We start from the raw sequence: 22,454 nt of genomic DNA, 5'->3' as shown, positions 1-22,454 counted from the left end.
GGATTTCGAAAATGGCAGAGAATCAATACTACGGCACTGGCCGTCGCAAAAGCTCAGCTGCACGTGTTTTCATTAAACCAGGCAGCGGTAACATTGTAGTAAACAAGCGTAACCTTGACGAATACTTCGGTCGTCCAACAGCACGTATGGTTGTACAACAACCTCTAGAGCTAGTTGAACTAACTGAAAAGCTAGACCTTTACGTAACAGTTAAAGGCGGCGGTATTTCTGGTCAAGCTGGTGCTATCCGTCACGGTATCACTCGCGCGCTTATGGAATACGATGAGTCTCTACGTCCTGCTCTACGCGCAGCTGGCTACGTTACTCGTGACGCTCGTTGCGTTGAACGTAAGAAAGTTGGTCTACGTAAAGCACGTCGTCGTCCACAGTTCTCTAAGCGTTAATTTCCTCTTATCGGGAATTATGCTTTTCAGAGTTACTCTGGAAACTGTGTACCAGAAGCTCGGCTCTATGCCGGGCTTTTTTGTATTTAAAGACATCATACTTGTCTTCAAGCAACGAACAGTCTTCATTTATCATCACATTCCGAGTAGGCCTTCTTATTCGTCCTCTTCGTCGAAAGGTTGCCAGTGCCGTTTTATATGTGTGCCTTATTTAATCGCGACTCACCACGCTTTCTCTTGCGATGCAGCATAGATGTATTCATCAGCAAGAATGTCTTTGTATCTTATTCTCCCTGTAACATGTTTTAAAATGACTTACGCTCCTTTTTGAGCATTCTGCGTGCTACAAAATTGAAAATATAAACACAGCAAGCTGAACGCGTAATACGAAATATTTCTCTGTGTAATTAACTGAAAACTACCAAGATAAAAGGTTTTATCCGCTTTCAGCGGGGCTTCTATGTGGTGCTTTCTTGTTACAAATCACATCAATTTTTTATAATTCTGCCGCTTTTGTGACGACGCGAGCGATTTGCCTCACAAATGTTACAAAAAGGTAGCTTTATCTTGTCAAAAAGTAGGGTTTTCTTTATCATTTCCCTCCAATAAATAGAACTAAATTCATTATTTGTTAGCCATGCTCTTATAAGCGGAATAATAACGATCCAAAGGGAGCAAATGGGAGAATGTTTGGATGAGCAACGCGCCTTTAAATAACGGTCGCAGGCGTTTTCTAACCGCTACAACGGCAGTTGTTGGTGGGTTAGGGGCAGTCGCCGTCGCCGTGCCTTTTATCAAATCATGGAATCCGAGTGCTAAAGCCAAAGCGGCGGGCGCACCGGTGGAAGTGGATATAAGTAAAATTGAACCAGGTCAGCTGGTTCGTGTTGAGTGGCAGGGAAAACCTGTATGGATTGTTCGCCGCACTCAAAGCGTTCTGGATAACTTAAAATCGATCGGTGATAAGCTTCGCGATCCACAATCTGAAATGGAGCAGCAGCCTGAGTACGCTCAGAATGAGTTTCGTTCGATTAAGGAAGAGTTTTTCGTCGCAGTTGGTTTCTGTACCCACTTAGGTTGTTCACCAACCTATCTACCTGACTCTTTCTCAGAGCAGGTGCAGGGCGTAAGATCTGGCTTCTTCTGTCCTTGTCATGGTTCTAAGTTCGACATGGCTGGTCGAGTGTTCCAAGGAGTACCTGCTCCGTTGAACCTTGTCGTTCCTAAGCACATGTATTTGAGCGATACCAAGCTCATTGTGGGTGTTGATGAGGGAGATGCATAATGCAAGCAATGTTAGATTGGGTTGAAAAGCGTATTCCTGCAATGAATGCTTATAAAAAGCATTTGTCTGAATACCCAATGCCTAAGAACTTCAACTTTTGGTACCTTTTCGGTTCTCTGGCGATGCTGGTTCTTGTTAACCAAATCCTAACGGGTATTTGGCTAACGATGAACTATGTTCCTTCAGGCGACGGTGCATTTGCGTCCATCGAATACATTATGCGTGATGTAGAGTACGGTTGGCTTCTGCGTTACATGCATTCCACTGGCGCGTCAGCGTTTTTCGTTGTTGTGTATCTTCACATGTTCCGTGGTTTGATCTACGGTTCATACCAAAAACCTCGTGAACTGTTGTGGATCTTCGGTATGTTGATCTTCTTAGTTCTCATGGCTGAAGCGTTCATGGGTTACCTACTTCCATGGGGTCAGATGTCATACTGGGGTGCGCAGGTAATCATTTCCCTGTTTGGTGCTATTCCTGTTATCGGTGATGACCTAACGCTTTGGATTCGTGGTGACTACATCATCTCTGGTGCAACGCTAAACCGTTTCTTCGCACTACACGTTATTGCCTTGCCTATTGTTTTGCTTCTTCTTGTTGTTCTGCACGTATTGGCGCTGCACGAAGTAGGCTCAAACAACCCGGATGGTATCGAAACTAAGCTGCCAAAAGGCTCAATGGGCGACGATTACAAAACGCAATTCAAGTTCCACGATTACTACACGAAGAAATATGACATCATTGATTCGATTCCTTTCCATCCGTACGGCACGGTTAAGGACTTGGTCGGTGTTGCTGGTTTCTTGTTCTTCTTCTGTTACGTGCTGTTCTTTAACCCAGAAATGGGTGGGTACTTCCTTGAGCCGCCTAACTTTGAAGCTGCAAACCCATTGAAGACACCAGAGCATATTGCTCCGGTATGGTACTTCACGCCGTTCTACGCAATCCTACGTGCGGTTCCAGACAAACTATTAGGTGTTATCCTAATGGGTGCGTCAATTGCAGTGCTGTTCGTTCTACCTTGGTTGGATCGTTGTAAAGTTCGTTCATACCGTTACCGTAGCAAACTTCATCTATTGAATATTGTACAGTTCACTATCGCCTTTATCGCTCTAGGTATTTTAGGTGCGTTACCAGCGACACCAACGTACACACTACTATCTCAGATCTTTAGCTTGTGTTACTTCATGTTCTTTGTGTTGCTGTTCTTCTACAGCAAAAATGAAGCAACCAAACCATTACCAGAGAGGGTGACATTCAAATGAAGAAGTGGATTGTAATTCTATTTGCTATGTTGCCATCACTAGCGATGGCAGCTGGGGCCAATGTTCCGCTGGATAAAGCGAATGTTGACCTTACGGATAAAGCTTCGCTACAAAACGGCGCGAAGTTGTTCATGAACTACTGTTTTGCTTGTCACTCTACGCAATACCAGCGTTACGAGCGTGTAGCAACAGACTTGGAAATTCCAACAGACTTAATGAAAGAAAACCTGATTTTCAATCCTGAAGCGAAAATCGGTGATCTAATGGTCAATGCTATGCCACCGAAGCAAGCGGCAAACTGGTTTGGTGCTCCACCACCAGATCTTACGTTGGTTGCACGAGTTCGTGGTGCTGATTGGTTATACACTTACTTACGCTCTTTCTATGTTGATCCATCTCGTCCATTCGGCGTGAACAACATCGTCTTCCCGAGTGTTGGTATGCCGCATGTGCTTGAAGAGCTACAGGGCATCCCGACGCCGATTTACGATACGAAAATCGTAGATGGCGAAGAAGTACAAGTTGTTGTTGGTACTGAAACCGATGGCACGGGTGAGCTGAGTGAAGGCGAATATGACAAAGCGGTTGGCGATCTCGTTAACTTCTTAGTTTATTCAGGTGACCCAGTGCAGCTTGAGCGTCATGCTCTAGGCTGGTGGGTAATGGGCTTCTTAGTGCTTCTAACCATCGTTGTTGTGATGCTCAAGAAAGAGTATTGGCGCGATGTGCATTAATTGTGCTAAAATACCGTGCTAATTCCCAATTTTAATTGATGTACAATGGAGGCTTAGCCTCCATTGTTTTTATTTGTAAGTGTACTGGAGGGCTCCATGGCTGTAGCTGCCAATAAACGTTCTGTGATGACTCTTTTCTCAAGTGCATCAGATTTGTATAGCCATCAGGTTCGCATTGTACTAGCTGAAAAAGGCGTAAGTGTTGAAGTTGAGCTTGTTGACGAAGCAAACCTTCCTGCTGAGCTTGTTGAGCTAAACCCATATAAATCAGTGCCAACTCTTGTTGACCGTGAGCTAGCTCTTTACGATTCAAAAATCATCATGGAGTACTTGGACGAGCGCTTCCCTCATCCACCTCTAATGCCGGTTTACCCTGTTGCTCGTGGCAACAGCCGCTTGATGATGTACCGTATCGAACGCAACTGGTATTCACTCGCTGAAAAAGTGATGAAAGGTAATGCGGAAGAATCAGAAAAAGCACGCACAAAGCTGCGTAATGATCTTCTGACGTTAGCGCCAATTTTTGCTGAATATGAGTACTTCATGAGCGAAGAATTCAGCTTGATCGATTGTTACCTAGCACCACTATTGTGGCGTTTGCCTCAACTTGGTATCGATCTTGTTGGCCCTGGTTCAAAAGAAATCAAGGTATACATGAACCGCGTATTTGAACGTGATTCGTTCCTTGCTTCTTTGACTGAAGCTGAGCGTGAAATGCGCCTAGTTCGCTAAGCGATTTAAAACACGTTATGGATATTGCAAAAATGACTGCTCGCCGCCCGTACATGCTTCGCGCATTTTACGAGTGGTTAGTAGACAATGACTTGACTCCTCACTTGGTTGTGGATGCAACAATGCCAGGGGTGCGTGTCCCGGTTGAATTTATTCAAGATGGTCAAATTATTTTGAATATTGCGCCACGTGCAGTGGGTAATCTTGAGTTAGGTAATGATGCGATTACCTTCCATGCTCGCTTTAGCGGTCGTCCGCACTCAGTGATCGTGCCTGTGTATGCTGTTCAAGCTATTTATGCACGTGAGAATGGTGCTGGTACTATGTTTGAACCAGAAGAAGCGTACACTCACATCGAAGAAGAAGCGATGACCGAGGAAGAATCATCCCCATCGTTCACAACGGTTAGTGATGAGCCTTCTGAGTTAGTTTCTGATTCAGATGCCGAAGAGGACGATGCTCCTCGACCAAAAGGCAAACCAAGCTTAAGAGTGATTAAATAATAAAAAAGCAGCGTAACGCTGCTTTTTTCTTTTTAACTTGTTGAAGATGATTTCAAGCCAGACTTTGGAAATTACTCACTAATCGTAAAGACTTCGACGTTCTCTTCACTTTCTGTGCTTGCCTCACTTTCTATTGTTTGTACACCGTCACTCGGTAAGTCTACTTCAACAGGCTCCATTTCGCCGTATTGGAACCCTTTAATGACTTGTTTTACGCCTGAGATATTACGCGCGATTTCTGTCGCTCGATCGCCTTGCTCTGGCGTGACATAACCAAACAGAAAAACGTCGCCATCTTCGGTGATCACTTTAACCTTAACACCATTAAGCTCAGAATCAGTAAGCAAAGCTGACTTTACTTTGGTTGTGATCCAGCTGTCATTGCTAATCTGGGTAACAGTGAGTGGCTCTTTTTGTTTGATTTGATTGTGTATGACTTTTACACCACTAACTTCTCGAGCCCTTCGCTCTAAAGCAAGGATAAGGTCTTGTGTCGGAGCTTGTCCCATAAGGACTACAGTCCCATTATATGAACTGGCAACGACACGAACTTCACCTTTAAACGGTGCTTTATTGCCGATCGCCGCAACTTCGAATTCGATGTTATTGTCCTGCCAGATTTGTTTTGTCGTGCGTGTGTCCGTGACAATATTCGCTGTGGTTGCTGCACCTGCGATAAACAAACCTGCGCAACCACTTAAACTCAATGCTGTTAATAAGATAACGAGGCTACGTATCATAATTCTGATTCTCAGTCTTGGTTACTCTTCGTGAGCAGGGAAAAGCACCTGGTCAATAAGATCACAAAGACAATGGAGTGTTACCATATGTACTTCGTGAATACGTGCAGTGCGGTGTGATGGAATACGAATTTCGACGTCGTTCTCACCGAGCAGTCCTGCCATCTCTCCGCCATCTTTTCCTGTTAGCGCGATAATCGTCATGTCTCGAGTTACGGCTGCTTCCATCGCTTTGATAATATTTTTACTGTTACCGCTAGTTGACATGGCAAGCAAAATGTCGCCTGGTTGACCAAACGCTCGTACCTGTTTTGAGAAGATTTCCTGGTAGTGGTAATCGTTGGCCACTGCGGTTAGGGTGGTATTATCGGCGGTTAAGGCCATTGCTGGTAGGCTAGGACGCTCAGTTTCAAAACGGTTTAAAAGACAAGAAACAAATTGTTGAGCGTTTGAAGCACTGCCGCCATTACCACAACATAAAATTTTATTGCCATTAAGCAGGCTCGACACCATCGCTTGAGCTGCATGAGTAATGGCATCAGGCAGCGCCTCTGCTGCTGCGATTTGAATTTGAATACTTTCTGTAAAGCTGTCTTTAATGCTATCTAGCATCGCTTATCCTTCAGAGATTGCGTTTTCTATCCAGTTGATATCTCGCCCATTATCATGAATGGCGATGACATCAAATCGATAATCGATATTGTGTTTTAAGCGCTTTTGTTGGCTAAGCCAAACTTGTGCGGTTTTGACTAGCTTGCGCATTTTAGCGTGCGTCACCATTTCTGCTGCCGAGCCAAAGTGATTGTTCTTACGGTATTTGACTTCAACAAACACAATAGTTTCACCTTGTTGGAAGATTAAATCAATCTCACCGACCTTAGTCAGAAAATTTTGTTCAATAAAGTTTAAGCCCTGGCGTTGTAAATACTGCTTCGCCAGAGCTTCATATTGATTTCCGATTTGGCGCTTACTAAAGAGCCCCACGCTCAGCCCAGCTTAGCTCACGCTGTACAACACAATTATTGTCGATACTTAAAATACCGGTTTGGCCGCCAACTGAGTAGCCCGGAACGACCTTCATTTGTGGCAGCTCCCCAATCAATTTATACGCATCCATACCCAGTGCTTTCAAACGTTTTTCCATGTTAGATTGCTCTGACCACAGCTCGTTCATTTCAGCGGTCACGCTAGGGTCTGGGTCAATCAGTAATGGAATATCGCTGTAGATGATGCCTGTTAGATCTTCGTAAGTCGCGCCGCCACTGTTGCTACGCGAGCTAGAGAAAATTTGTGGCGCTTTGGCGTCTGGGTTAATCGCTACCTCAATAAACGGCTTGATCAAAGTCAGTTCCGTGCTTCTAGCAACAATATAAACCGCATCGACATCACGACGGCTACGTGGCTGTGTTTCAAGCTTGATACGCATTAATGATTGCATCTGAGCAATACGTTGTTTGCTTTCTTGCAGACCAAATACTTCATTGATGTCTTTTTGAAGTTGGCGCTTGTCGCCAAAATAACTTGCTGCGACTTTATTAGAGCTGTACTTGCGCCATTCTTTGTTGAACGCTTCAGTTACGCGCTCACCAAAGCTGCCCTTTGGTGCCAGAATCAGAGGGAAGTTATAGCCTTCGCTGAACAAGTGTTTCGCTGCCTGTGCGGCTTCTTGTTCCGGTGATAATGCCAAGTAGCAAATATTGCTATCTGGTTGCACATCTTCGGGAATATTTAGCGCAAGGGCTGGAATCGTAGGACCATTTTCTGAGCCATCCATGGTTGTGTGCAATAGCTCAACGTTTTCTTTTTCTAGGGGACCAACAACAAAGTCGATGTTTTCATTGATCAAACGTTGTTTAATTTGGTCGGCGTTATACGCATTAGTGTCGATTACCGTGAGGGTAGCGCTTGGATCACGGTTACGATCATTCATCATCGCAAACACAAAACCATCACGAATTAATTGCGCTTGTGGCGAGAACTTACCAGTAAGTGGCAGTAACAAAGCGGTGTTGTTTGGTTTAACGATGTCTAGAGAGAGAATGTTTTGAATCTCTTCTGGTGTGTAGATAGCGGCTGGGTGCGATGGGTTCTCGTTTAACCAGCGTTCTAGGGTATTTTTTAGTTGGGATAAGTTGCCCGACAGCGTTTTCGCATAAATAGCGAGTTGTAGCCAACCATCCAAAACATCTTCATTTGGCTCTGTTTCTAATGAGGTCAGTTCGTACTCGGAGTAGCTGCCAAAGTTCATCCAAATACGGCTAGAAATCTCTCTCTGCTCCGCGGACGATGCATATTGGCCAAATGCAACCAGTTGGCGGTTTGCCTCAAACGCTTGGTTAAGACCTTGATAAGCGTCGGCACGCATCAAGTAATAGTCTTTCCATTGCTCATTTGGCAACTTCCACCAAGGTTTAAAATTCAACAATTGCAGCAACTGAGAGTAATTACCCTGTTTTTGCTGTATGGTCGCACGCGCTAGTTGCCACTCTGCTTGCTGAACTTCGGTTAACTGTTGACGAGCCAGGCGCTTGATCAACATTTCTGCTTGATCAAACTGGTTTGCTTGAATCGCGGCTTTGGTTGCCATGATCAACCAGTCATTTTGTAAACTGCCTTCCGTGCTATCAGCTTGGATCATATAGTTCTGAACAGACTGAGTAGGCTCAAGTGTTACATCAACGCCATCAGGCTGTCTTGGACCTGAAGAACAGGCGGCGAGCGTAATTGCTAGTGCAACAGGAGTAAGTATGCGTGGTACACTGAGTCTCTTATGGTTAATCATTGCCGTGAGTTCTCTATAATTTTGTACAAAATTGTCTCTATATTAATCGTTGAAGTGATGGTAAACAAATGACAGATAAAAATAAGTTGCCGAATGAGGGGCCAACTCTCTATATCGTACCGACTCCAATCGGAAATTTAGCGGATATCACCCAACGTGCTATCGAAATTCTGTCGACTGTGGACATCATTGCCGCTGAGGATACTCGACATACGGGCAAATTACTGTCTCACTTCAATATTCAAACCAAAACTTTTGCTCTACATGACCACAATGAGCAGCAAAAAGCACAAGTTTTGGTAGAAAAGCTGCTTTCCGGTCAGTCTATCGCATTAGTTTCTGACGCTGGTACGCCACTTATCAGCGACCCAGGATACCATTTGGTGACAAAATGTCGTCAAGCGGGCGTTAGAGTTGTGCCTCTTCCAGGTGCCTGTGCGGTCATTACGGCGTTAAGTGCCTCTGGCTTGCCATCTGATCGCTTTAGCTTCGAAGGTTTTTTACCACCGAAAAGCAAAGGTCGTAAGGATAAATTCCTAGAGATTGCTTCGGTAGAGCGTACGTGTATTTTTTACGAGTCACCGCACCGTATTTTAGACTCTCTACAAGACATGTTAGACGTTCTTGGCCCAGATAGAGAAGTTGTGTTGGCAAGAGAGCTAACAAAAACCTTTGAAACCATTCAAGGCATGCCGTTAGGTGAGCTGATTGAATGGGTGAAAAGTGACGATAACCAACAGCGTGGTGAAATGGTATTGTTGGTACATGGCCATCGTGAAACAACAGACGACTCACTACCTGAAGATGCTTTACGCACGTTAGGGATTTTGACCAAAGAGCTGCCTTTGAAAAAAGCAGCTGCTTTGGTGGCAGAAATACATAACTTGAAGAAGAATGCGCTATATAAATGGGGCTTAGAAAACTTAGACTAAGTGCCGCTAGCGAGATAAATGGTCAATGAGGGCTGATGTTTAGGAATCGGCCTTTTTATTATCTATTTTTGGCGCGCTGACTAAAAAGTCATCACTTAGTGCATTCATTTCATCATATCTGTGATCTAACTAGACTCTGAAGTGAGAACTCTATACAATCCGCCCTCGGAGCTGACTGGGTAGTCGCTGCTTTGTTGATGTCCTTCGGGAGACTGACGTCGAAGTCCCTTTGGGAGACTGACGTTGACGTCCTTCGGGAGACTGACAAAGGGGAGGAAAGTCCGGGCTTCATAGAGCAAGGTGCCAGGTAACGCCTGGGGGGCGCAAGCCTACGACAAGTGCAGCAGAGAGAAGACCGCCGATGGCCCGTAAGGGTACAGGTAAGGGTGAAAGGGTGCGGTAAGAGCGCACCGGACGACTAGCAATAGTTCGTAGCAGGGTAAACTCCACCTGAAGCAAGACCAAATAGGCCTCCACATTGCGTTGCTCGCGTAAGGAGGCGGGTAGGTTGCTCGAGCCAGTGAGTGATTGCTGGCCTAGACGAATGGCTACCGCCGCGCAAGCGGAACAGAACCCGGCTTATGTGTCGGCTCCACCTATTCGAGACCCATCTCTACTTCGGTAGTGATGGGTTTTTTGCATTTAATTGACGCAAACTATGTCATTACCAATAAACTTGGCGTAAATCACGTCTAACTTTAGACTTGTGGTGGCGATGATGTAGGAAATCAGTACACTAAAGAATCGCTTCAAGATCATTCAACGAGAAAGCTATGACCGAAACCTTCCAACATATTTCCGTGTTATTAAATGAATCCATTGATGGCTTAGCTATCAAACCAGACGGCGTCTATATTGATGGAACATTTGGCCGTGGCGGTCACAGCCGGACAATTCTATCTAAACTCGGTGAAAATGGCCGACTGTACAGTATCGACCGTGACCCTCAAGCGATCGCTGAGGCAGGCAAAATCAATGACCCTCGCTTCACCATTATTCATGGTCCATTTTCTGGTATTGCTGAGTATGCTGAAGAGTATGGACTAGTTGGAAAAGTGGATGGTGTTCTGCTGGATTTAGGCGTTTCTTCTCCTCAGTTAGACGACGCAGAGCGTGGCTTTAGCTTTATGAAAGACGGTCCGCTAGATATGCGTATGGACCCGACATCAGGTGTTCCAGTATCTCAATGGTTGATGGAAGCAGACCTCGATGATATCACTTGGGTCATTCGCGAGTTTGGGGAAGATAAACATGCGCGCCGTATTGCAAAAGCGATTGTTGCCTACCGTGAAGACGAAGAAAATGAGCCAATGGTTCGCACTGGTCAGCTGGCAAAATTGATTTCAGATGCCGCACCGAAAAGTTTTAAAGAGAAAAAACACCCTGCGACTCGTGCTTTCCAGGCTTTTCGTATTTACATCAACAGTGAGTTAGAAGAAATTGATACGGCACTTAAAGGCGCGGCGAGCATTCTGGCTCCTGAAGGCCGTTTATCTGTGATTAGCTTCCACTCTCTGGAAGACCGTATGGTCAAACGTTTTATCCGTAAAGAGAGCAAAGGGCCTGAAGTGCCACACGGTATTCCAATGACGGAAGAGCAAATTCGTGCTCTTGGTAGTGCGAATATGAAAGCGGTGAGCAAAGCGATTAAGCCAAGCAAACAAGAAATTGAAATGAACCCTCGCTCGCGCAGCTCTGTGTTAAGAATTGCGGAAAAGCTTTAATTATTATGACGAAATCCACTCCTAATCTTGCTAAGTTGATTGCAACAGATCTCCTCACTGTTGGTCGCTGGCCATTACTGTTGTTGCTATTGATCGTGGCATCGGCAATGGGAGTGGTATTTGCTACCCACCATGCGCGTCAAGCGATCACCGAGAAAGACCATACGTTGGTTGAACGAGAACGATTAGATAGCGAATGGCGTAACTTAATGTTGGAAGAAACTGCCCTCGCGGAACACAGTCGTGTTCAAGACCTTGCCAAAAAAGAACTTGAAATGAAACGACCTGATGGCGATAAAGAAGTGGTTGTCACGCTCAAATGATTAGAAAAAAATCCAACACGAAACAAGCCAATAAGCGTAAACCTGTAGCAAAAGAGAAAGCGGCTACGGGGGATAAGAAAACCGATAATAAAGCAGTGAAAGTGGCGGTCGAAGAATCTTTCTTGATTCGTTGGCGCTTCCATCTATTACTGTTTTTTGTTTTTTGTGCATTTGCCCTTTTGGTGGCACGCGTAGCCTACATCCAAATCATTGAGCCAGATAACCTGATTAAACAAGGTGACCTACGTTCGGTTCGTGTTAAATCCATTCCTTCTGCTCGCGGTATTATTTCGGATCGAAATGGTGAGCCGCTTGCTGTCAGTGTACCGGTTGAGGCTGTTTGGGCAGATCCTGCCACGATATTTAAAGAAAACGCGTTAAGCCAGACCAAAAGTTGGCATGCATTAGCGGATGTTCTTGGTATTGACCGACAAGGGTTAATAGACAAAATCAAGCGCAATGAAAAACGCCGCTTTATCTACTTGCAGCGCCAGGTCAGTCCGGCCATGGCGAACTATATTCGTGAGTTAAAGCTGCCAGGTGTTGGCCTTAAGTCGGAATCTCGTCGTTATTATCCTGCAGGTGAGGTTAGTGCTCACTTAGTCGGTGTGACAGGCATTGACGGGCATGGCCTAGAAGGTGTGGAGCGTAGCTACGATGAGTGGCTCACTGGCGCGGCGGGTAAGAAAACTATTCGTAAAGACCGTTATGGTCGTGTTGTGGAAAACATTGCTTGGCAAGACAAGCAAGAAGGTAAATCACTTCAGTTAACCATCGATCAGCGCCTACAGGCGATTGCGTATCGTGCGATTAAGCAAGCCGTTGCGGACCACCGCGCCACTTCAGGTTCCGTTGTCATGTTGGATGTCAAAACGGGCGCCGTATTGGCCATGGTTAATGCTCCTTCTTACAACCCTAATAATCGTAGCGATTGGCAAAGCTATCAAATGCGTAACCGAGTGATCACGGACTCAATGGAGCCCGGTTCGACCATTAAGCCTTTCGTTATTTTAGCCGCCTTAGAAAATGGGATAGCCGATAAAGATACCATCGTAGATACCGGTAATGGTGTCCTACGTTTAGGTGGTAGTCGAGTCAGAGATGTCTCTCGCGTAGGCAAAGCGAGCTTGACCACGATCCTTAAAAAGTCGAGTAATATCGGTGTGACGAAGCTAGCAATGCAAATGCCGGTAGAGGCGCTTCTTGGGCTGTACAGTTCAGTGGGTTTTGGTGAGCTTTCTGGCCTAAACCTAGTTGGGGAAGTGACGGGTATTTTTCCTACACGAACTCGTTGGTCGCCAATTGAGCGCGCCACGATTGCGTTTGGTTATGGTCTATCAATTACACCAATCCAGCTAGCCCATGCTTATGCGACGCTTGGAAACCTTGGCAAATACGAGCCTATTCATATTATCGAAAGCAATGATCATGACATGTCACGTCAAGTGGTGAGTGCGAAGTATGCGCGTCAAGTATTAGACATGTTGGAAACCGTAACTCAAAAAGGGGGCTCGGCTCGCAGAGCGGCAGTTCCTGGTTATCGAGTGGGAGCGAAAACGGGTACATCACGTAAAGCTTCTGCCGGTGGGTACAGCGACGAGTACATCACCTACACGGCTGGGCTTGCTCCGGTTAGCGATCCGCGAATTGCTTTAGTAGTGATCGTAAACGAGCCTCAAGGTGATGACTACTATGGTGGTTCGGTAGCGTCTCCTGTTTTCTCTGAAATCATGAAAGGCGCGCTACAAATACTCAATGTTGCACCTGACGAAAACAAATTCCAACAGTAAGCCCTGTGGTTTACTGAGCAAACAAAATTAAGAAAACCTGAGCCAAAGCTCGGAGAACAAATATGACTAAAGCCATCAGTATGGACGTGCTGCTTTCCCCTTGGGTGGATTGCCCTAGCTTATCGTCCGTTCTTGTTTCTGAATTGGAGCTCGACAGCCGAAGAGTTCAACCTGGAACCACGTTTGTAGCAGTGATTGGCCATGTTGTGGATGGGCGTAAATTCATTGCCTCTGCAATTGAGCAAGGTGCAAATGCAGCCCTGGCGCAAGCCTGCGATGTCAAAACACATGGTACGGTGGAAATCATTGATGATGTTCCCGTCATTTACATCGATAGGTTGGACCAACGTTTATCCGCAATTGCTGGAAAGCTCTATGCTTACCCTAATATGGATTTGATTGGTGTCACCGGCACCAACGGCAAAACCACCATTACCCAGTTAATAGCGCAATGGCTAGAACTGCTTGACCATAAAGCGGCGGTAATGGGAACAACAGGAAATGGCTTCCTCAATAACTTGCAACAAGCTGCGAATACAACGGGGAATGCCGTTGAAATTCAGAAAACGCTCTCCTCTCTCGCAAATCAACAAGCCACATACACCGCGCTAGAAGTATCTTCCCATGGCCTGACGCAAGGTCGTGTCAAAGCACTATCATTTGCGGCGGGCGTGTTTACTAACTTAAGTCGTGACCATCTTGATTACCATGGCACGATGGAAGAGTATGCCAATGCAAAGCTTGGGTTGTTCACGCAACACCTATGTGAACGTGCCATTATCAATGTTGATGATGAAGTAGGTCATCAATGGGCGTCGCAGTTAAGTAATGCGGTCGCTGTTTCGCTCAAGGCGAACACTGAATTTGAAAGCGCAATTTGGGCGACGGAAGTCAGTTACGCGGAGTCAGGGATTACTATTAAGTTCCATGGTAAGTTTGGCTCAGGTGAATTGCGCGCGCCATTGATTGGTGAGTTTAATGCAACCAACTTAATGCTCGCTTTTGCGACCTTATTAAGCTTAGGTAAAGAGAAACAAGCGTTACTCGAAACCGCAGGTCAACTGCAACCTGTACTCGGCCGAATGGAGTTATTCCAAACTGAGGATCGTGCCAAAGTCGTGGTCGATTATGCCCATACTCCTGATGCTTTAGAAAAAGCGCTGCAAGCTTTACGAGTTCATTGTGAAGGCCAGCTGTGGGCTATTTTTGGCTGCGGTGGCGATCGCGATGCAGGTAAGCGTCCAATGATGGCGGAAATTGCAGAGCGTCTGGGCGACAGAGTGGTGTTGACTGACGATAACCCACGCAGCGAAGATCCGGTTCAGATTGTGAAAGATATGTTAGCTGGGCTGTCAAAACCTGCTGAAGCGATTGTTCAGCATGACCGCTTCAAAGCGCTGTCTTATGCCATTGAAAATGCTTCGCCAAACGACATTATCTTGTTAGCTGGAAAGGGCCATGAAGATTATCAGATTCGTAATGGCGAAACGATTCATTACTCCGACCGCGAGTCCGCAATGCAACTTTTAGGATTGACCTCATGATCAAAGTAACGTTATCTCAAATTGCAGACATCACTCGTGGTGAGCGATTCGGCGACGAGCTACTTATCGACGCGGTTTCTACTGATACACGAACGATTGAGCGTGGGGCTTTATTCGTCGCGTTAGTTGGGGAGCGCTTTGATGCGCACAACTTTTGCCAACAAGCGGTAGATGCAGGTGCCGGTGCTTTACTCGTAGAAAAACGCTTAGATGTGAATGTGCCGCAAATTGTGGTGTCGGATACCAAACTTGCATTGGGTGAGTTTGCTTCTTGGGTGCATCAAGCATGCAAAACACCTACCGTTGCCATCACCGGAAGTTGCGGTAAAACGACCGTAAAAGAAATGGTTGCGAGTATCCTGCAATTGAAAGGCAAAGTGTTATTCACGGCGGGTAACTTCAATAATGATATTGGTGTTCCGTTGACATTATTGCGCTCACAGCAGGATGATGATTATGCCGTGATTGAGCTTGGTGCTAATCATATCGGTGAAATTGCTTACACGACTCAGTTAGTAAAACCAGATATCGCGTTAGTGAACAATGTAGCCGCCGCTCACCTTGAAGGCTTTGGTTCTATCGATGGCGTGAAACAAGCCAAAGGTGAAATCTACCAAGGCCTTTCAGCTGGTGGTATTGCGATTGTTAACCTAGACAGCAATGGTGAAGCCAAGTGGGATGAAGTGTTAGCAGATAAGAAAGTCATTACTTTTTCACAAAGTAATACTGATGCAGACTTCTTCGCTTCTAACATCGTATTGAACGCCGCAGGTGAAGCAAGCTTTGACTTACATATCGCAGCAAGCTCACAAGAAATTGAACTGTCTCTGGGTATTATAGGTCAACACAACGTTGCGAATGCGATCGCTGCTTCTATTATTGCGTTACAAATGGGCGCCACATTAGAAGAGGTTCGCGCTGGCCTTAAACATTTGAACAAAGTGAAAGGTCGCGTCGAGGTTGAAGCGCTGAGCGAAAAGATAAAATTGATTGACGACAGCTACAACGCGAGCGTGCCAGCCATGAAAGCGGCAGTTGATTTATTGGCCGCTTTCCCAGGTCAACGCTGGCTGATTTTAGGTAATATGGCGGAATTGGGCGAGGAAAGTCTTGCACTTCATCGTCAAGTCGGGGAACATGCTGCCCCACAAAAATTTGAACATGTTCTCACATATGGTGCAGACGCCAAGGTGATCAGTGATCTTTGCCAAGGCATTCATTTTGAGACGCACCAAGAGATGATTGAATACATCAAGCAGCATCTAGACCAAGCCGTTCCTGAAAACCATACGATATTGGTGAAAGGAGCGAATGGTGCACGTATGTTTGAAGTCGCTGCTGCTTTGAAGGAGTATTATTAATGATTATTTGGCTTGCCGAGCTGCTACAGCCATACCTGTCTTTTTTCCGATTGTTTGAATACTTGTCTTTTCGAGCAATCCTAAGCGTATTAACCGCTCTAGGTCTGTCATTATGGATGGGACCAATCATGATCAAGCGTTTGCAAATGCTGCAAATTGGTCAGGTAGTGCGTAACGAAGGTCCGGAATCTCACTTTAGTAAGCGTGGTACCCCAACAATGGGCGGTATCATGATCTTAGCGGCCATCTCAATCACGATTTTGCTATGGACAGACTTATCCAACCCTTACGTATGGGCGGTACTGACAGTCTTACTTGGCTACGGTGCGGTCGGATTTGTTGATGATTATCGTAAAGTGGTACGCAAAAATACCGATGGCTTGATCGCGCGTTGGAAGTACTTCTGGCAGTCGTTGATCGCGTTTGTCGTCGCTTTCGCATTGTATGCTTACGGTAAAGACACAGCAGCAACTCAGCTAGTGGTGCCATTCTTTAAAGACATCATGCCGCAGCTTGGTTTGATGTATATCATTCTGACTTACTTTGTCATTGTAGGTACAAGTAACGCGGTTAACCTGACTGATGGTCTAGACGGTTTGGCAATCATGCCAACGGTTCTTGTTGCAGCAGGCTTCGCGGTTATTGCATGGGCGACCGGTAACGTTAACTTCTCTGAATACCTTCATATTCCATACTTACCACATGCTTCTGAGTTGGTTGTCGTATGTACAGCAATCGTCGGTGCAGGCCTTGGTTTCTTGTGGTTTAACACTTACCCAGCACAAGTGTTCATGGGTGATGTCGGCTCACTAGCGCTTGGCGGTGCATTGGGCACCATTGCTGTTCTAGTTCGTCAAGAGTTGGTGTTGGTGATCATGGGTGGCGTATTTGTGATGGAAACGCTATCAGTCATCCTACAGGTAGGTTCTTACAAATTACGTGGTCAGCGCATTTTCCGTATGGCACCAATTCACCACCACTACGAATTGAAAGGTTGGCCAGAACCTCGCGTAATCGTGCGCTTCTGGATTATTTCTATGGTTCTTGTTCTGATTGGTCTTGCGACATTGAAAGTGCGTTAATCGCACTTTCCAAGAATAAGATTTACAGTGTGATCAAATATGGAACGTTGGCAAAACATACATAGTGTTGTCGTCGTAGGGCTCGGTATTACCGGGCTCTCTGTCGTTAAACACCTAAGAAAAAATCAGCCACAACTTGTGGTCAAAGTCATTGATACTCGTGTAAACCCTCCAGGTGCAGAGCGCTTGCCGGAAAGTGTTCAACTGCATAGTGGTGGTTGGAATACAGACTGGCTTTCTGACGCGGATCTTATCGTGACCAACCCTGGTATTGCGCTAGCGACACCAGAGATCCAAGCCGTATTAGCAAAAGGTACGGCAGTAGTAGGTGATATCGAGTTATTCGCTTGGGCGGTGCAGAAACCGGTGATTGCGATTACGGGCTCAAACGGTAAGAGCACAGTAACCGACCTCACAGGTGTGATGGCTAAGGCTGCAGGTTTGGATGTTGGCGTTGGTGGTAACATCGGTGTGCCTGCACTGGATTTGTTAGAACAAGACGCAGACCTATATGTACTCGAACTCTCGAGCTTCCAGTTAGAAACGACGTCAAGCTTAAAGCTCAAAGCCGCTGCGTTTCTGAATCTTTCTGAAGATCATATGGATCGTTATCAAGGCATGTCTGACTATCGACAAGCTAAGTTGCGTATTTTTAACCATGCTGCTCTTGCAGTCGTGAACCGTGATGATCAAGAAACCTTCCCAGACGCAGAGATGCCATTGGTGACATTTGGCAGCGACAATCAGGACTTTGGTCTCGAGGTGGATGGCAACCGTACTTGGCTGCTCGATCACGGTCAACGAGTTGTCGCAAGTGATGAGCTTAAGTTGGTTGGTAAGCACAACTTATCTAACGCTCTGGTTGCTTTAGCGCTATTAAAAGCTGCGGACGTAAACTATCACAAAGCATTGAATGCACTTAAAAATTACACGGGACTGACACACCGATGCCAGGTGGTTGCGGATAATCAAGGCGTCAAATGGGTGAATGACTCTAAAGCAACTAATATTGCCAGCACTATGGCTGCGCTATCTGGTTTGGAATCGACAGGCAAGCTCTACTTACTCGTTGGTGGTGTTGGCAAAGGTGCTGACTTCTCGCCATTAAAACCGATCTTCGCGACGCTTAACTTGCAACTGTGTTGCTTTGGCGCTGATGGCGATGAATTTATGCCACTGCATGAATCTGCAATACGTTTCGACACTATGGAAGATGTGATTCAACAAGTATCTTCGCAGTTAAAACCAGGTGATATGGTGATGCTGTCTCCTGCATGTGCTAGCTTTGATCAATTCGACAACTTTATGGCAAGAGGTGATGCTTTCGCTGCTCTTGCTCAGAAATATGCATAATTAAAGGTTACACACTTCGTGGGTTTAGGTAACGTTAAACGCAGTATTGGCAATTGGCTCAAGCATCCAGCCCCAGAGGCGATGTTTGATCGTCAGTTAGTGTGGATTGCACTGGGTTTGATGTTGACTGGTTTGGTCATGGTAACCTCTGCATCATTTCCAATCAGCTCTCGATTAACGGAACAGCCGTTCCACTTTATGTTTCGTCATGCGACGTTTCTCGTGCTGGCGTTAGGGACCTCCGCTGTTATTTTGCAAGTGCCTTTGCAAGAGTGGTTTAAGAAGAGCCATTACTTACTTTGGGCTTCTTTCGCACTGTTGATCATCGTGCTCTTGGCGGGTAAGTCGGTTAATGGTGCGTCTCGTTGGATTCCCCTTGGGCTGTTTAACCTTCAGCCAGCGGAAGTCGCGAAGCTATCGCTGTTTATCTTCATGTCTGGTTACTTAGTTCGAAAGCAAGACGAAGTACGACAAACGTTCTTTGGTGGCTTTATGAAGCCTATCATGGTGTTTGCCTTCTTCGCAGTATTACTACTTGGTCAGCCAGACTTGGGGACGGTCGTCGTGATGCTGGTCACGCTGTTTGGCATGCTTTTTATCGCAGGTGCAAAACTAACCCAGTTTCTCGCCTTGATGGTGGCAGGTATCGGCGCTGTGGTAGGTTTGATTCTCGTCGAGCCATACCGTATGCGACGAGTAACCTCCTTCCTTGACCCGTGGGAAGACCCATTTGGCAGTGGCTATCAGTTGACTCAATCTTTGATGGCGTTTGGTCGTGGTGAATGGTTCGGTCAAGGTCTCGGTAATTCAATTCAAAAACTGGAATATCTACCGGAAGCGCATACCGACTTTGTGTTTGCCGTACTTGCTGAAGAGCTTGGTTTCGTAGGCGTAGTGCTGGTCTTAATGCTGATTTTTAGCTTGGTGCTAAAAGCGGTTTACATCGGCAAGCGTGCATTTGAAGAAGGCGAAATGTTCGGAGGTTATCTGGCTTTCGGAATTGGTATTTGGTTTGCGTTTCAAACCTTGGTTAATGTTGGAGCTGCCGCCGGTATTGTTCCAACAAAAGGTTTAACACTTCCACTCATCAGTTATGGTGGTTCTAGTCTAATAATTATGTCCGTCGCAGTGTCCATATTACTGCGTATCGATTACGAATGCCGCTTGAAACGCGAGCAACAACAATCAGAACAACAAGCTAATGAAACAAAATAAACGTTTGATGGTGATGGCTGGTGGTACTGGCGGTCACGTATTCCCAGGTTTGGCGGTAGCAAAACAGCTTCAAGAGCAAGGTTGGGAGATCCGTTGGTTAGGTACGGCGGATCGAATGGAAGCGGATTTGGTGCCAAAACATGGCATTGAAATCGACTTTATCAAAGTGAAAGGGTTACGAGGTCAAGGCGTTAAACGTCTTCTTGCAGCACCATTTCAAATTATCAATGCCATTATGCAGGCTCGTGCTCACATGAAACGCTGGCAGCCAGACGCAGTGCTTGGTATGGGCGGTTATGTTAGCGGCCCGGGCGGTATTGCCGCTTGGATGAGTGGCATTCCTGTTGTTCTGCATGAACAAAATGCAGTAGCAGGTTTAACGAACCAATGGTTATCGAAAATCGCTAAGAAGGTTTTTCAGGCTTTCCCAGGCGCTTTTCCAAATGCCGAAGTGGTTGGGAACCCAGTTCGTGAAGACGTGACTCAATTAGCAGCGCCAACTGAGCGCATGCAAGAGCGCCAAGGTCCAATTCGCATTTTGGTGATGGGTGGCAGCCAAGGCGCACGTATTCTTAACCAAACTCTGCCAGAAGTGATGTCGAAATTGGGCGAAGATTACTGTATTCGTCATCAAGCGGGCAAAGGTGCCGCCGAAGAAGTGAATGCAGCATACCAAGCTAATGGTGTGGTAAATACAGAAGTAATGGAATTCATTGATGACGTTGCAGAAGCTTACGCATGGGCTGACCTTTTAGTTTGTCGCTCTGGAGCGTTAACCGTTTCTGAAGTCTCGGCGGCAGGTGTAGGCGCTATTTTTGTTCCATTCATGCACAAAGACCGCCAGCAAGCACTTAATGCAGACCACTTGGTGGATTGCGGCGCGGCGAAAATGATTGAACAACCAGATTTAACCGTTGAGTCTCTGACTCAGCAGATCCAACAATTGGATCGCCAAGCTTTACTTACAATGGCTGAGCAAGCGCGTGGCGCTGCAAAATTGAATGCTGACCGAGTTGTCGCACAAGCCATTGTCGCTTTGACCGAAAAGCGTTAACCGAATTATTGAGAATAGAATTGATGACAATCCAACATACACAAGACTTAGCTCAGATTCGCGCAATGGTGCCAGAGATGCGCCGCGTGAAATCCATCCACTTCATCGGTATTGGTGGTGCGGGCATGAGCGGCATTGCAGAAGTGCTGTTGAACGAAGGCTACCAAATCACAGGTTCTGATCTATCAGAGAACGCTGTGACAGAGCGTTTGGTATCAAAAGGTGCGACGGTATTTATCGGTCATCAAGCCAGTAATGTAGAAAAAGCCAGTGTGGTTGTTGTATCAACGGCGATCAACGAAGAAAACCCAGAAGTGATGGCGGCACGTGAATTACGCATCCCTATTGTACGCCGCGCAGAGATGTTGGCTGAATTGATGCGATTCCGTCACGGTATTGCCGTTGCGGGTACACACGGTAAAACCACGACGACCGCTCTTGTTACTCAAATCTATTCTGAAGCCGGTCTTGATCCAACGTTTGTGAATGGCGGTTTGGTGAAAAGCGCAGGTACAAATGCGCGTCTAGGCTCGAGTCGTATTCTAATTGCAGAGGCAGATGAAAGTGACGCGTCATTCCTGCACTTGCAACCAATGGTGAGCATTGTTACCAATATCGAAGCCGATCATATGGATACCTATGGTGGTGACTTTGAAACCTTAAAGCAAACCTTCATCGACTTCCTTCATAATCTACCGTTTTACGGCCAAGCAATTGTTTGCATTGACGATCCTGTGGTTCGAGAGTTAATCCCACGTATTAGTCGTCAAGTGATAACTTACGGTTTTTCTGAAGATGCCGACGTACGTATTGAAGATTATCGTCAAGAGGGGCAGCAAGGCAAATTTACGGTAGTACGTAAAGGGCGAGCTAACTTAGATATCACGCTGAATATTCCAGGTCGTCACAATGCATTGAATGCGTCTGCTGCGATTGCGGTTGCTACTGAAGATGACATTGAAGACGATGCGATCCTAAAGGCAATGGCTGGTACGCAAGGTACGGGAAGACGTTTTGATCACCTTGGCGAGTTTGATACTGGCAACGGCCATGCAATGCTTGTTGATGATTACGGCCATCATCCCACAGAAGTGGATGTAACCATTAATGCAGCACGCAGTGGTTGGCAAGACAAGCGTTTGGTGATGATTTTCCAACCGCACCGTTATAGCCGTACTCGTGATTTATACGATGATTTCGCGAATGTGCTTGAACAGGTAGATGTATTGATCATGCTGGATGTTTACGCAGCGGGTGAAAAGCCGATTGCAGGGGCTGATGGGCGCGCTTTATGTCGCACAATTCGCAGCCGAGGCAAGGTAGATCCGATTTTTGTTCCAGAAATCGAGCAATTACCTTCAGTTTTAGCTAACGTTATACAAGACGGCGACCTAATCTTAACGCAAGGTGCGGGTGATATTGGTAAAGTGGCGAAACAGCTGGCAGGTCTTAAATTGAATATAAACAAGATGCTTGGCTGACACATATTGTTGACGCGAAGGACAGATAAAGACTCAGATCTCGATTTTGCGTCAATATCATTGTGATTTATTGCTATCAGTGTTTGATAGTTTACAAGAGCTCAGTATAATCCCAAGGTTAAAGTCAAGACTTTTACCTCTGCGTAATTA

General features: G+C 46.0%; 21 protein-coding genes and 1 other RNA gene. 18 read left to right on the top strand and 4 right to left on the bottom strand.

The window, feature by feature from the left end; translation table 11 throughout:
- The first annotated feature begins 11 nt into the window (after positions 1–11).
- The 6 genes from rpsI (at position 12) to sspB (ending at position 4,923) form a co-directional block, all read left to right on the top strand.
- Positions 12–404 carry a 30S ribosomal protein S9 gene (gene rpsI / locus R7O13_RS11815; RefSeq protein WP_005372876.1) on the top strand — a complete coding sequence of 131 codons (393 nt, stop codon included), beginning with the start codon at positions 12–14 and terminating at the stop codon, positions 402–404.
- 694 nt (positions 405–1,098) lie between these two features.
- Positions 1,099–1,689 carry a ubiquinol-cytochrome c reductase iron-sulfur subunit gene (petA, locus tag R7O13_RS11810; protein ID WP_005372877.1) on the top strand — a complete coding sequence of 197 codons (591 nt, stop codon included), beginning with the start codon at positions 1,099–1,101 and terminating at the stop codon, positions 1,687–1,689.
- The gene (locus R7O13_RS11805; RefSeq protein WP_005372880.1) at positions 1,689–2,954 is read left to right on the top strand and encodes a cytochrome b; all 1,266 of its coding nucleotides are present in this window, start codon (positions 1,689–1,691) and stop codon (positions 2,952–2,954) included. The genes petA and R7O13_RS11805 overlap by 1 nt, the downstream gene beginning before the upstream one ends.
- Positions 2,951–3,688, top strand: coding sequence for a cytochrome c1 (locus R7O13_RS11800; RefSeq protein WP_005372881.1), 738 nt, complete (start codon positions 2,951–2,953; stop codon positions 3,686–3,688). The genes R7O13_RS11805 and R7O13_RS11800 overlap by 4 nt, the downstream gene beginning before the upstream one ends.
- Positions 3,689–3,784: 96 nt before the next feature.
- Positions 3,785–4,420 (top strand): stringent starvation protein SspA, encoded by a 636-nt coding sequence (gene sspA / locus R7O13_RS11795; protein ID WP_005372897.1) that lies wholly within the window; start codon positions 3,785–3,787, stop codon positions 4,418–4,420.
- Between the two features lie 17 nt (positions 4,421–4,437).
- Positions 4,438–4,923, top strand: a complete 486-nt coding sequence (sspB, locus tag R7O13_RS11790; protein ID WP_005372898.1) for a ClpXP protease specificity-enhancing factor — start codon at positions 4,438–4,440, stop codon at positions 4,921–4,923.
- A gap of 71 nt (positions 4,924–4,994) precedes the next feature.
- Here the strand turns inward: sspB and R7O13_RS11785 are convergent, their stop codons facing one another.
- From R7O13_RS11785 to R7O13_RS11770, 4 genes are read right to left on the bottom strand one after another with little or no spacing between them, the layout of a single operon-like run.
- Positions 4,995–5,663: a BON domain-containing protein gene (locus tag R7O13_RS11785; RefSeq protein WP_017633609.1), complete on the bottom strand. Its 669-nt coding sequence runs from the start codon at positions 5,661–5,663 to the stop codon at positions 4,995–4,997.
- A 21-nt stretch (positions 5,664–5,684) separates the two neighbouring features.
- On the bottom strand, positions 5,685–6,275 hold the full coding sequence (locus R7O13_RS11780) for a phosphoheptose isomerase (protein ID WP_005372901.1): 591 nt from the start codon (positions 6,273–6,275) through the stop codon (positions 5,685–5,687).
- Between the two features lie 3 nt (positions 6,276–6,278).
- Entirely contained in the window at positions 6,279–6,647 is a 369-nt protein-coding gene (locus tag R7O13_RS11775; protein ID WP_005372903.1) for a YraN family protein, read from the bottom strand.
- Entirely contained in the window at positions 6,634–8,445 is a 1,812-nt protein-coding gene (locus tag R7O13_RS11770; RefSeq protein WP_005372905.1) for a penicillin-binding protein activator, read from the bottom strand. The genes R7O13_RS11775 and R7O13_RS11770 overlap by 14 nt, the downstream gene beginning before the upstream one ends.
- 68 nt (positions 8,446–8,513) lie before the next feature.
- Here R7O13_RS11770 and rsmI point away from each other — a divergent pair, with 68 nt between their 5' ends.
- The 12 genes from rsmI (at position 8,514) to murC (ending at position 22,304) form a co-directional block, all read left to right on the top strand.
- Positions 8,514–9,377 (top strand): 16S rRNA (cytidine(1402)-2'-O)-methyltransferase, encoded by an 864-nt coding sequence (gene rsmI, locus R7O13_RS11765; RefSeq protein ID WP_005372907.1) that lies wholly within the window; start codon positions 8,514–8,516, stop codon positions 9,375–9,377.
- 167 nt (positions 9,378–9,544) lie between these two features.
- An RNA gene (gene rnpB, locus R7O13_RS11760) (RNase P RNA component class A) lies at positions 9,545–9,975 on the top strand.
- Between the two features lie 175 nt (positions 9,976–10,150).
- Positions 10,151–11,101 (top strand): 16S rRNA (cytosine(1402)-N(4))-methyltransferase RsmH, encoded by a 951-nt coding sequence (gene rsmH / locus R7O13_RS11755; protein ID WP_005372918.1) that lies wholly within the window; start codon positions 10,151–10,153, stop codon positions 11,099–11,101.
- Between the two features lie 5 nt (positions 11,102–11,106).
- Positions 11,107–11,424, top strand: coding sequence for a cell division protein FtsL (gene ftsL, locus R7O13_RS11750; protein WP_005372920.1), 318 nt, complete (start codon positions 11,107–11,109; stop codon positions 11,422–11,424).
- Positions 11,421–13,214 carry a penicillin-binding transpeptidase domain-containing protein gene (locus R7O13_RS11745; RefSeq protein WP_086046525.1) on the top strand — a complete coding sequence of 598 codons (1,794 nt, stop codon included), beginning with the start codon at positions 11,421–11,423 and terminating at the stop codon, positions 13,212–13,214. The genes ftsL and R7O13_RS11745 overlap by 4 nt, the downstream gene beginning before the upstream one ends.
- A 62-nt stretch (positions 13,215–13,276) precedes the next feature.
- Positions 13,277–14,758, top strand: a complete 1,482-nt coding sequence (gene murE, locus R7O13_RS11740; protein ID WP_318303907.1) for a UDP-N-acetylmuramoyl-L-alanyl-D-glutamate--2,6-diaminopimelate ligase — start codon at positions 13,277–13,279, stop codon at positions 14,756–14,758.
- Positions 14,755–16,119 carry a UDP-N-acetylmuramoyl-tripeptide--D-alanyl-D-alanine ligase gene (locus tag R7O13_RS11735; RefSeq protein ID WP_005372928.1) on the top strand — a complete coding sequence of 455 codons (1,365 nt, stop codon included), beginning with the start codon at positions 14,755–14,757 and terminating at the stop codon, positions 16,117–16,119. Before murE ends, R7O13_RS11735 begins: the two co-directional genes overlap by 4 nt.
- Entirely contained in the window at positions 16,119–17,201 is a 1,083-nt protein-coding gene (gene mraY / locus R7O13_RS11730) for a phospho-N-acetylmuramoyl-pentapeptide-transferase (protein ID WP_005372931.1), read from the top strand. The genes R7O13_RS11735 and mraY overlap by 1 nt, the downstream gene beginning before the upstream one ends.
- 39 nt (positions 17,202–17,240) lie before the next feature.
- Positions 17,241–18,554: a UDP-N-acetylmuramoyl-L-alanine--D-glutamate ligase gene (murD, locus tag R7O13_RS11725; RefSeq protein ID WP_017821485.1), complete on the top strand. Its 1,314-nt coding sequence runs from the start codon at positions 17,241–17,243 to the stop codon at positions 18,552–18,554.
- A gap of 18 nt (positions 18,555–18,572) precedes the next feature.
- Positions 18,573–19,769, top strand: coding sequence for a cell division protein FtsW (gene ftsW, locus R7O13_RS11720; RefSeq protein WP_005372933.1), 1,197 nt, complete (start codon positions 18,573–18,575; stop codon positions 19,767–19,769).
- On the top strand, positions 19,756–20,823 hold the full coding sequence (gene murG, locus R7O13_RS11715) for an undecaprenyldiphospho-muramoylpentapeptide beta-N-acetylglucosaminyltransferase (protein WP_054728485.1): 1,068 nt from the start codon (positions 19,756–19,758) through the stop codon (positions 20,821–20,823). The genes ftsW and murG overlap by 14 nt, the downstream gene beginning before the upstream one ends.
- Positions 20,824–20,846: 23 nt before the next feature.
- Positions 20,847–22,304, top strand: a complete 1,458-nt coding sequence (murC, locus tag R7O13_RS11710) for a UDP-N-acetylmuramate--L-alanine ligase (protein ID WP_005387395.1) — start codon at positions 20,847–20,849, stop codon at positions 22,302–22,304.
- The last annotated feature ends 150 nt before the right edge of the window (positions 22,305–22,454 follow it).

The sequence above is a fragment of the Vibrio sp. Y176 genome (assembly GCF_033438945.1).
This window is presented reverse-complemented; position numbering and strand designations above follow the sequence as displayed.

Excerpts from the sequence above, each read along its gene's own strand:
- rpsI (WP_005372876.1), top strand. The coding sequence starts at position 12 with ATGGCAGAGAATCAATACTACGGCACTGGCCGTCGCAAAAGCTCAGCT.
- petA (WP_005372877.1), top strand. The coding sequence starts at position 1,099 with ATGAGCAACGCGCCTTTAAATAACGGTCGCAGGCGTTTTCTAACCGCT.
- R7O13_RS11805 (WP_005372880.1), top strand. The coding sequence starts at position 1,689 with ATGCAAGCAATGTTAGATTGGGTTGAAAAGCGTATTCCTGCAATGAAT.
- R7O13_RS11800 (WP_005372881.1), top strand. The coding sequence starts at position 2,951 with ATGAAGAAGTGGATTGTAATTCTATTTGCTATGTTGCCATCACTAGCG.
- sspA (WP_005372897.1), top strand. The coding sequence starts at position 3,785 with ATGGCTGTAGCTGCCAATAAACGTTCTGTGATGACTCTTTTCTCAAGT.
- sspB (WP_005372898.1), top strand. The coding sequence starts at position 4,438 with ATGGATATTGCAAAAATGACTGCTCGCCGCCCGTACATGCTTCGCGCA.
- R7O13_RS11785 (WP_017633609.1), bottom strand. The coding sequence starts at position 5,663 with ATGATACGTAGCCTCGTTATCTTATTAACAGCATTGAGTTTAAGTGGT.
- R7O13_RS11780 (WP_005372901.1), bottom strand. The coding sequence starts at position 6,275 with ATGCTAGATAGCATTAAAGACAGCTTTACAGAAAGTATTCAAATTCAA.
- R7O13_RS11770 (WP_005372905.1), bottom strand. The coding sequence starts at position 8,445 with ATGATTAACCATAAGAGACTCAGTGTACCACGCATACTTACTCCTGTT.
- rsmI (WP_005372907.1), top strand. The coding sequence starts at position 8,514 with ATGACAGATAAAAATAAGTTGCCGAATGAGGGGCCAACTCTCTATATC.
- rsmH (WP_005372918.1), top strand. The coding sequence starts at position 10,151 with ATGACCGAAACCTTCCAACATATTTCCGTGTTATTAAATGAATCCATT.
- ftsL (WP_005372920.1), top strand. The coding sequence starts at position 11,107 with ATGACGAAATCCACTCCTAATCTTGCTAAGTTGATTGCAACAGATCTC.
- R7O13_RS11745 (WP_086046525.1), top strand. The coding sequence starts at position 11,421 with ATGATTAGAAAAAAATCCAACACGAAACAAGCCAATAAGCGTAAACCT.
- murE (WP_318303907.1), top strand. The coding sequence starts at position 13,277 with ATGACTAAAGCCATCAGTATGGACGTGCTGCTTTCCCCTTGGGTGGAT.
- R7O13_RS11735 (WP_005372928.1), top strand. The coding sequence starts at position 14,755 with ATGATCAAAGTAACGTTATCTCAAATTGCAGACATCACTCGTGGTGAG.
- mraY (WP_005372931.1), top strand. The coding sequence starts at position 16,119 with ATGATTATTTGGCTTGCCGAGCTGCTACAGCCATACCTGTCTTTTTTC.
- murD (WP_017821485.1), top strand. The coding sequence starts at position 17,241 with ATGGAACGTTGGCAAAACATACATAGTGTTGTCGTCGTAGGGCTCGGT.
- murG (WP_054728485.1), top strand. The coding sequence starts at position 19,756 with ATGAAACAAAATAAACGTTTGATGGTGATGGCTGGTGGTACTGGCGGT.
- murC (WP_005387395.1), top strand. The coding sequence starts at position 20,847 with ATGACAATCCAACATACACAAGACTTAGCTCAGATTCGCGCAATGGTG.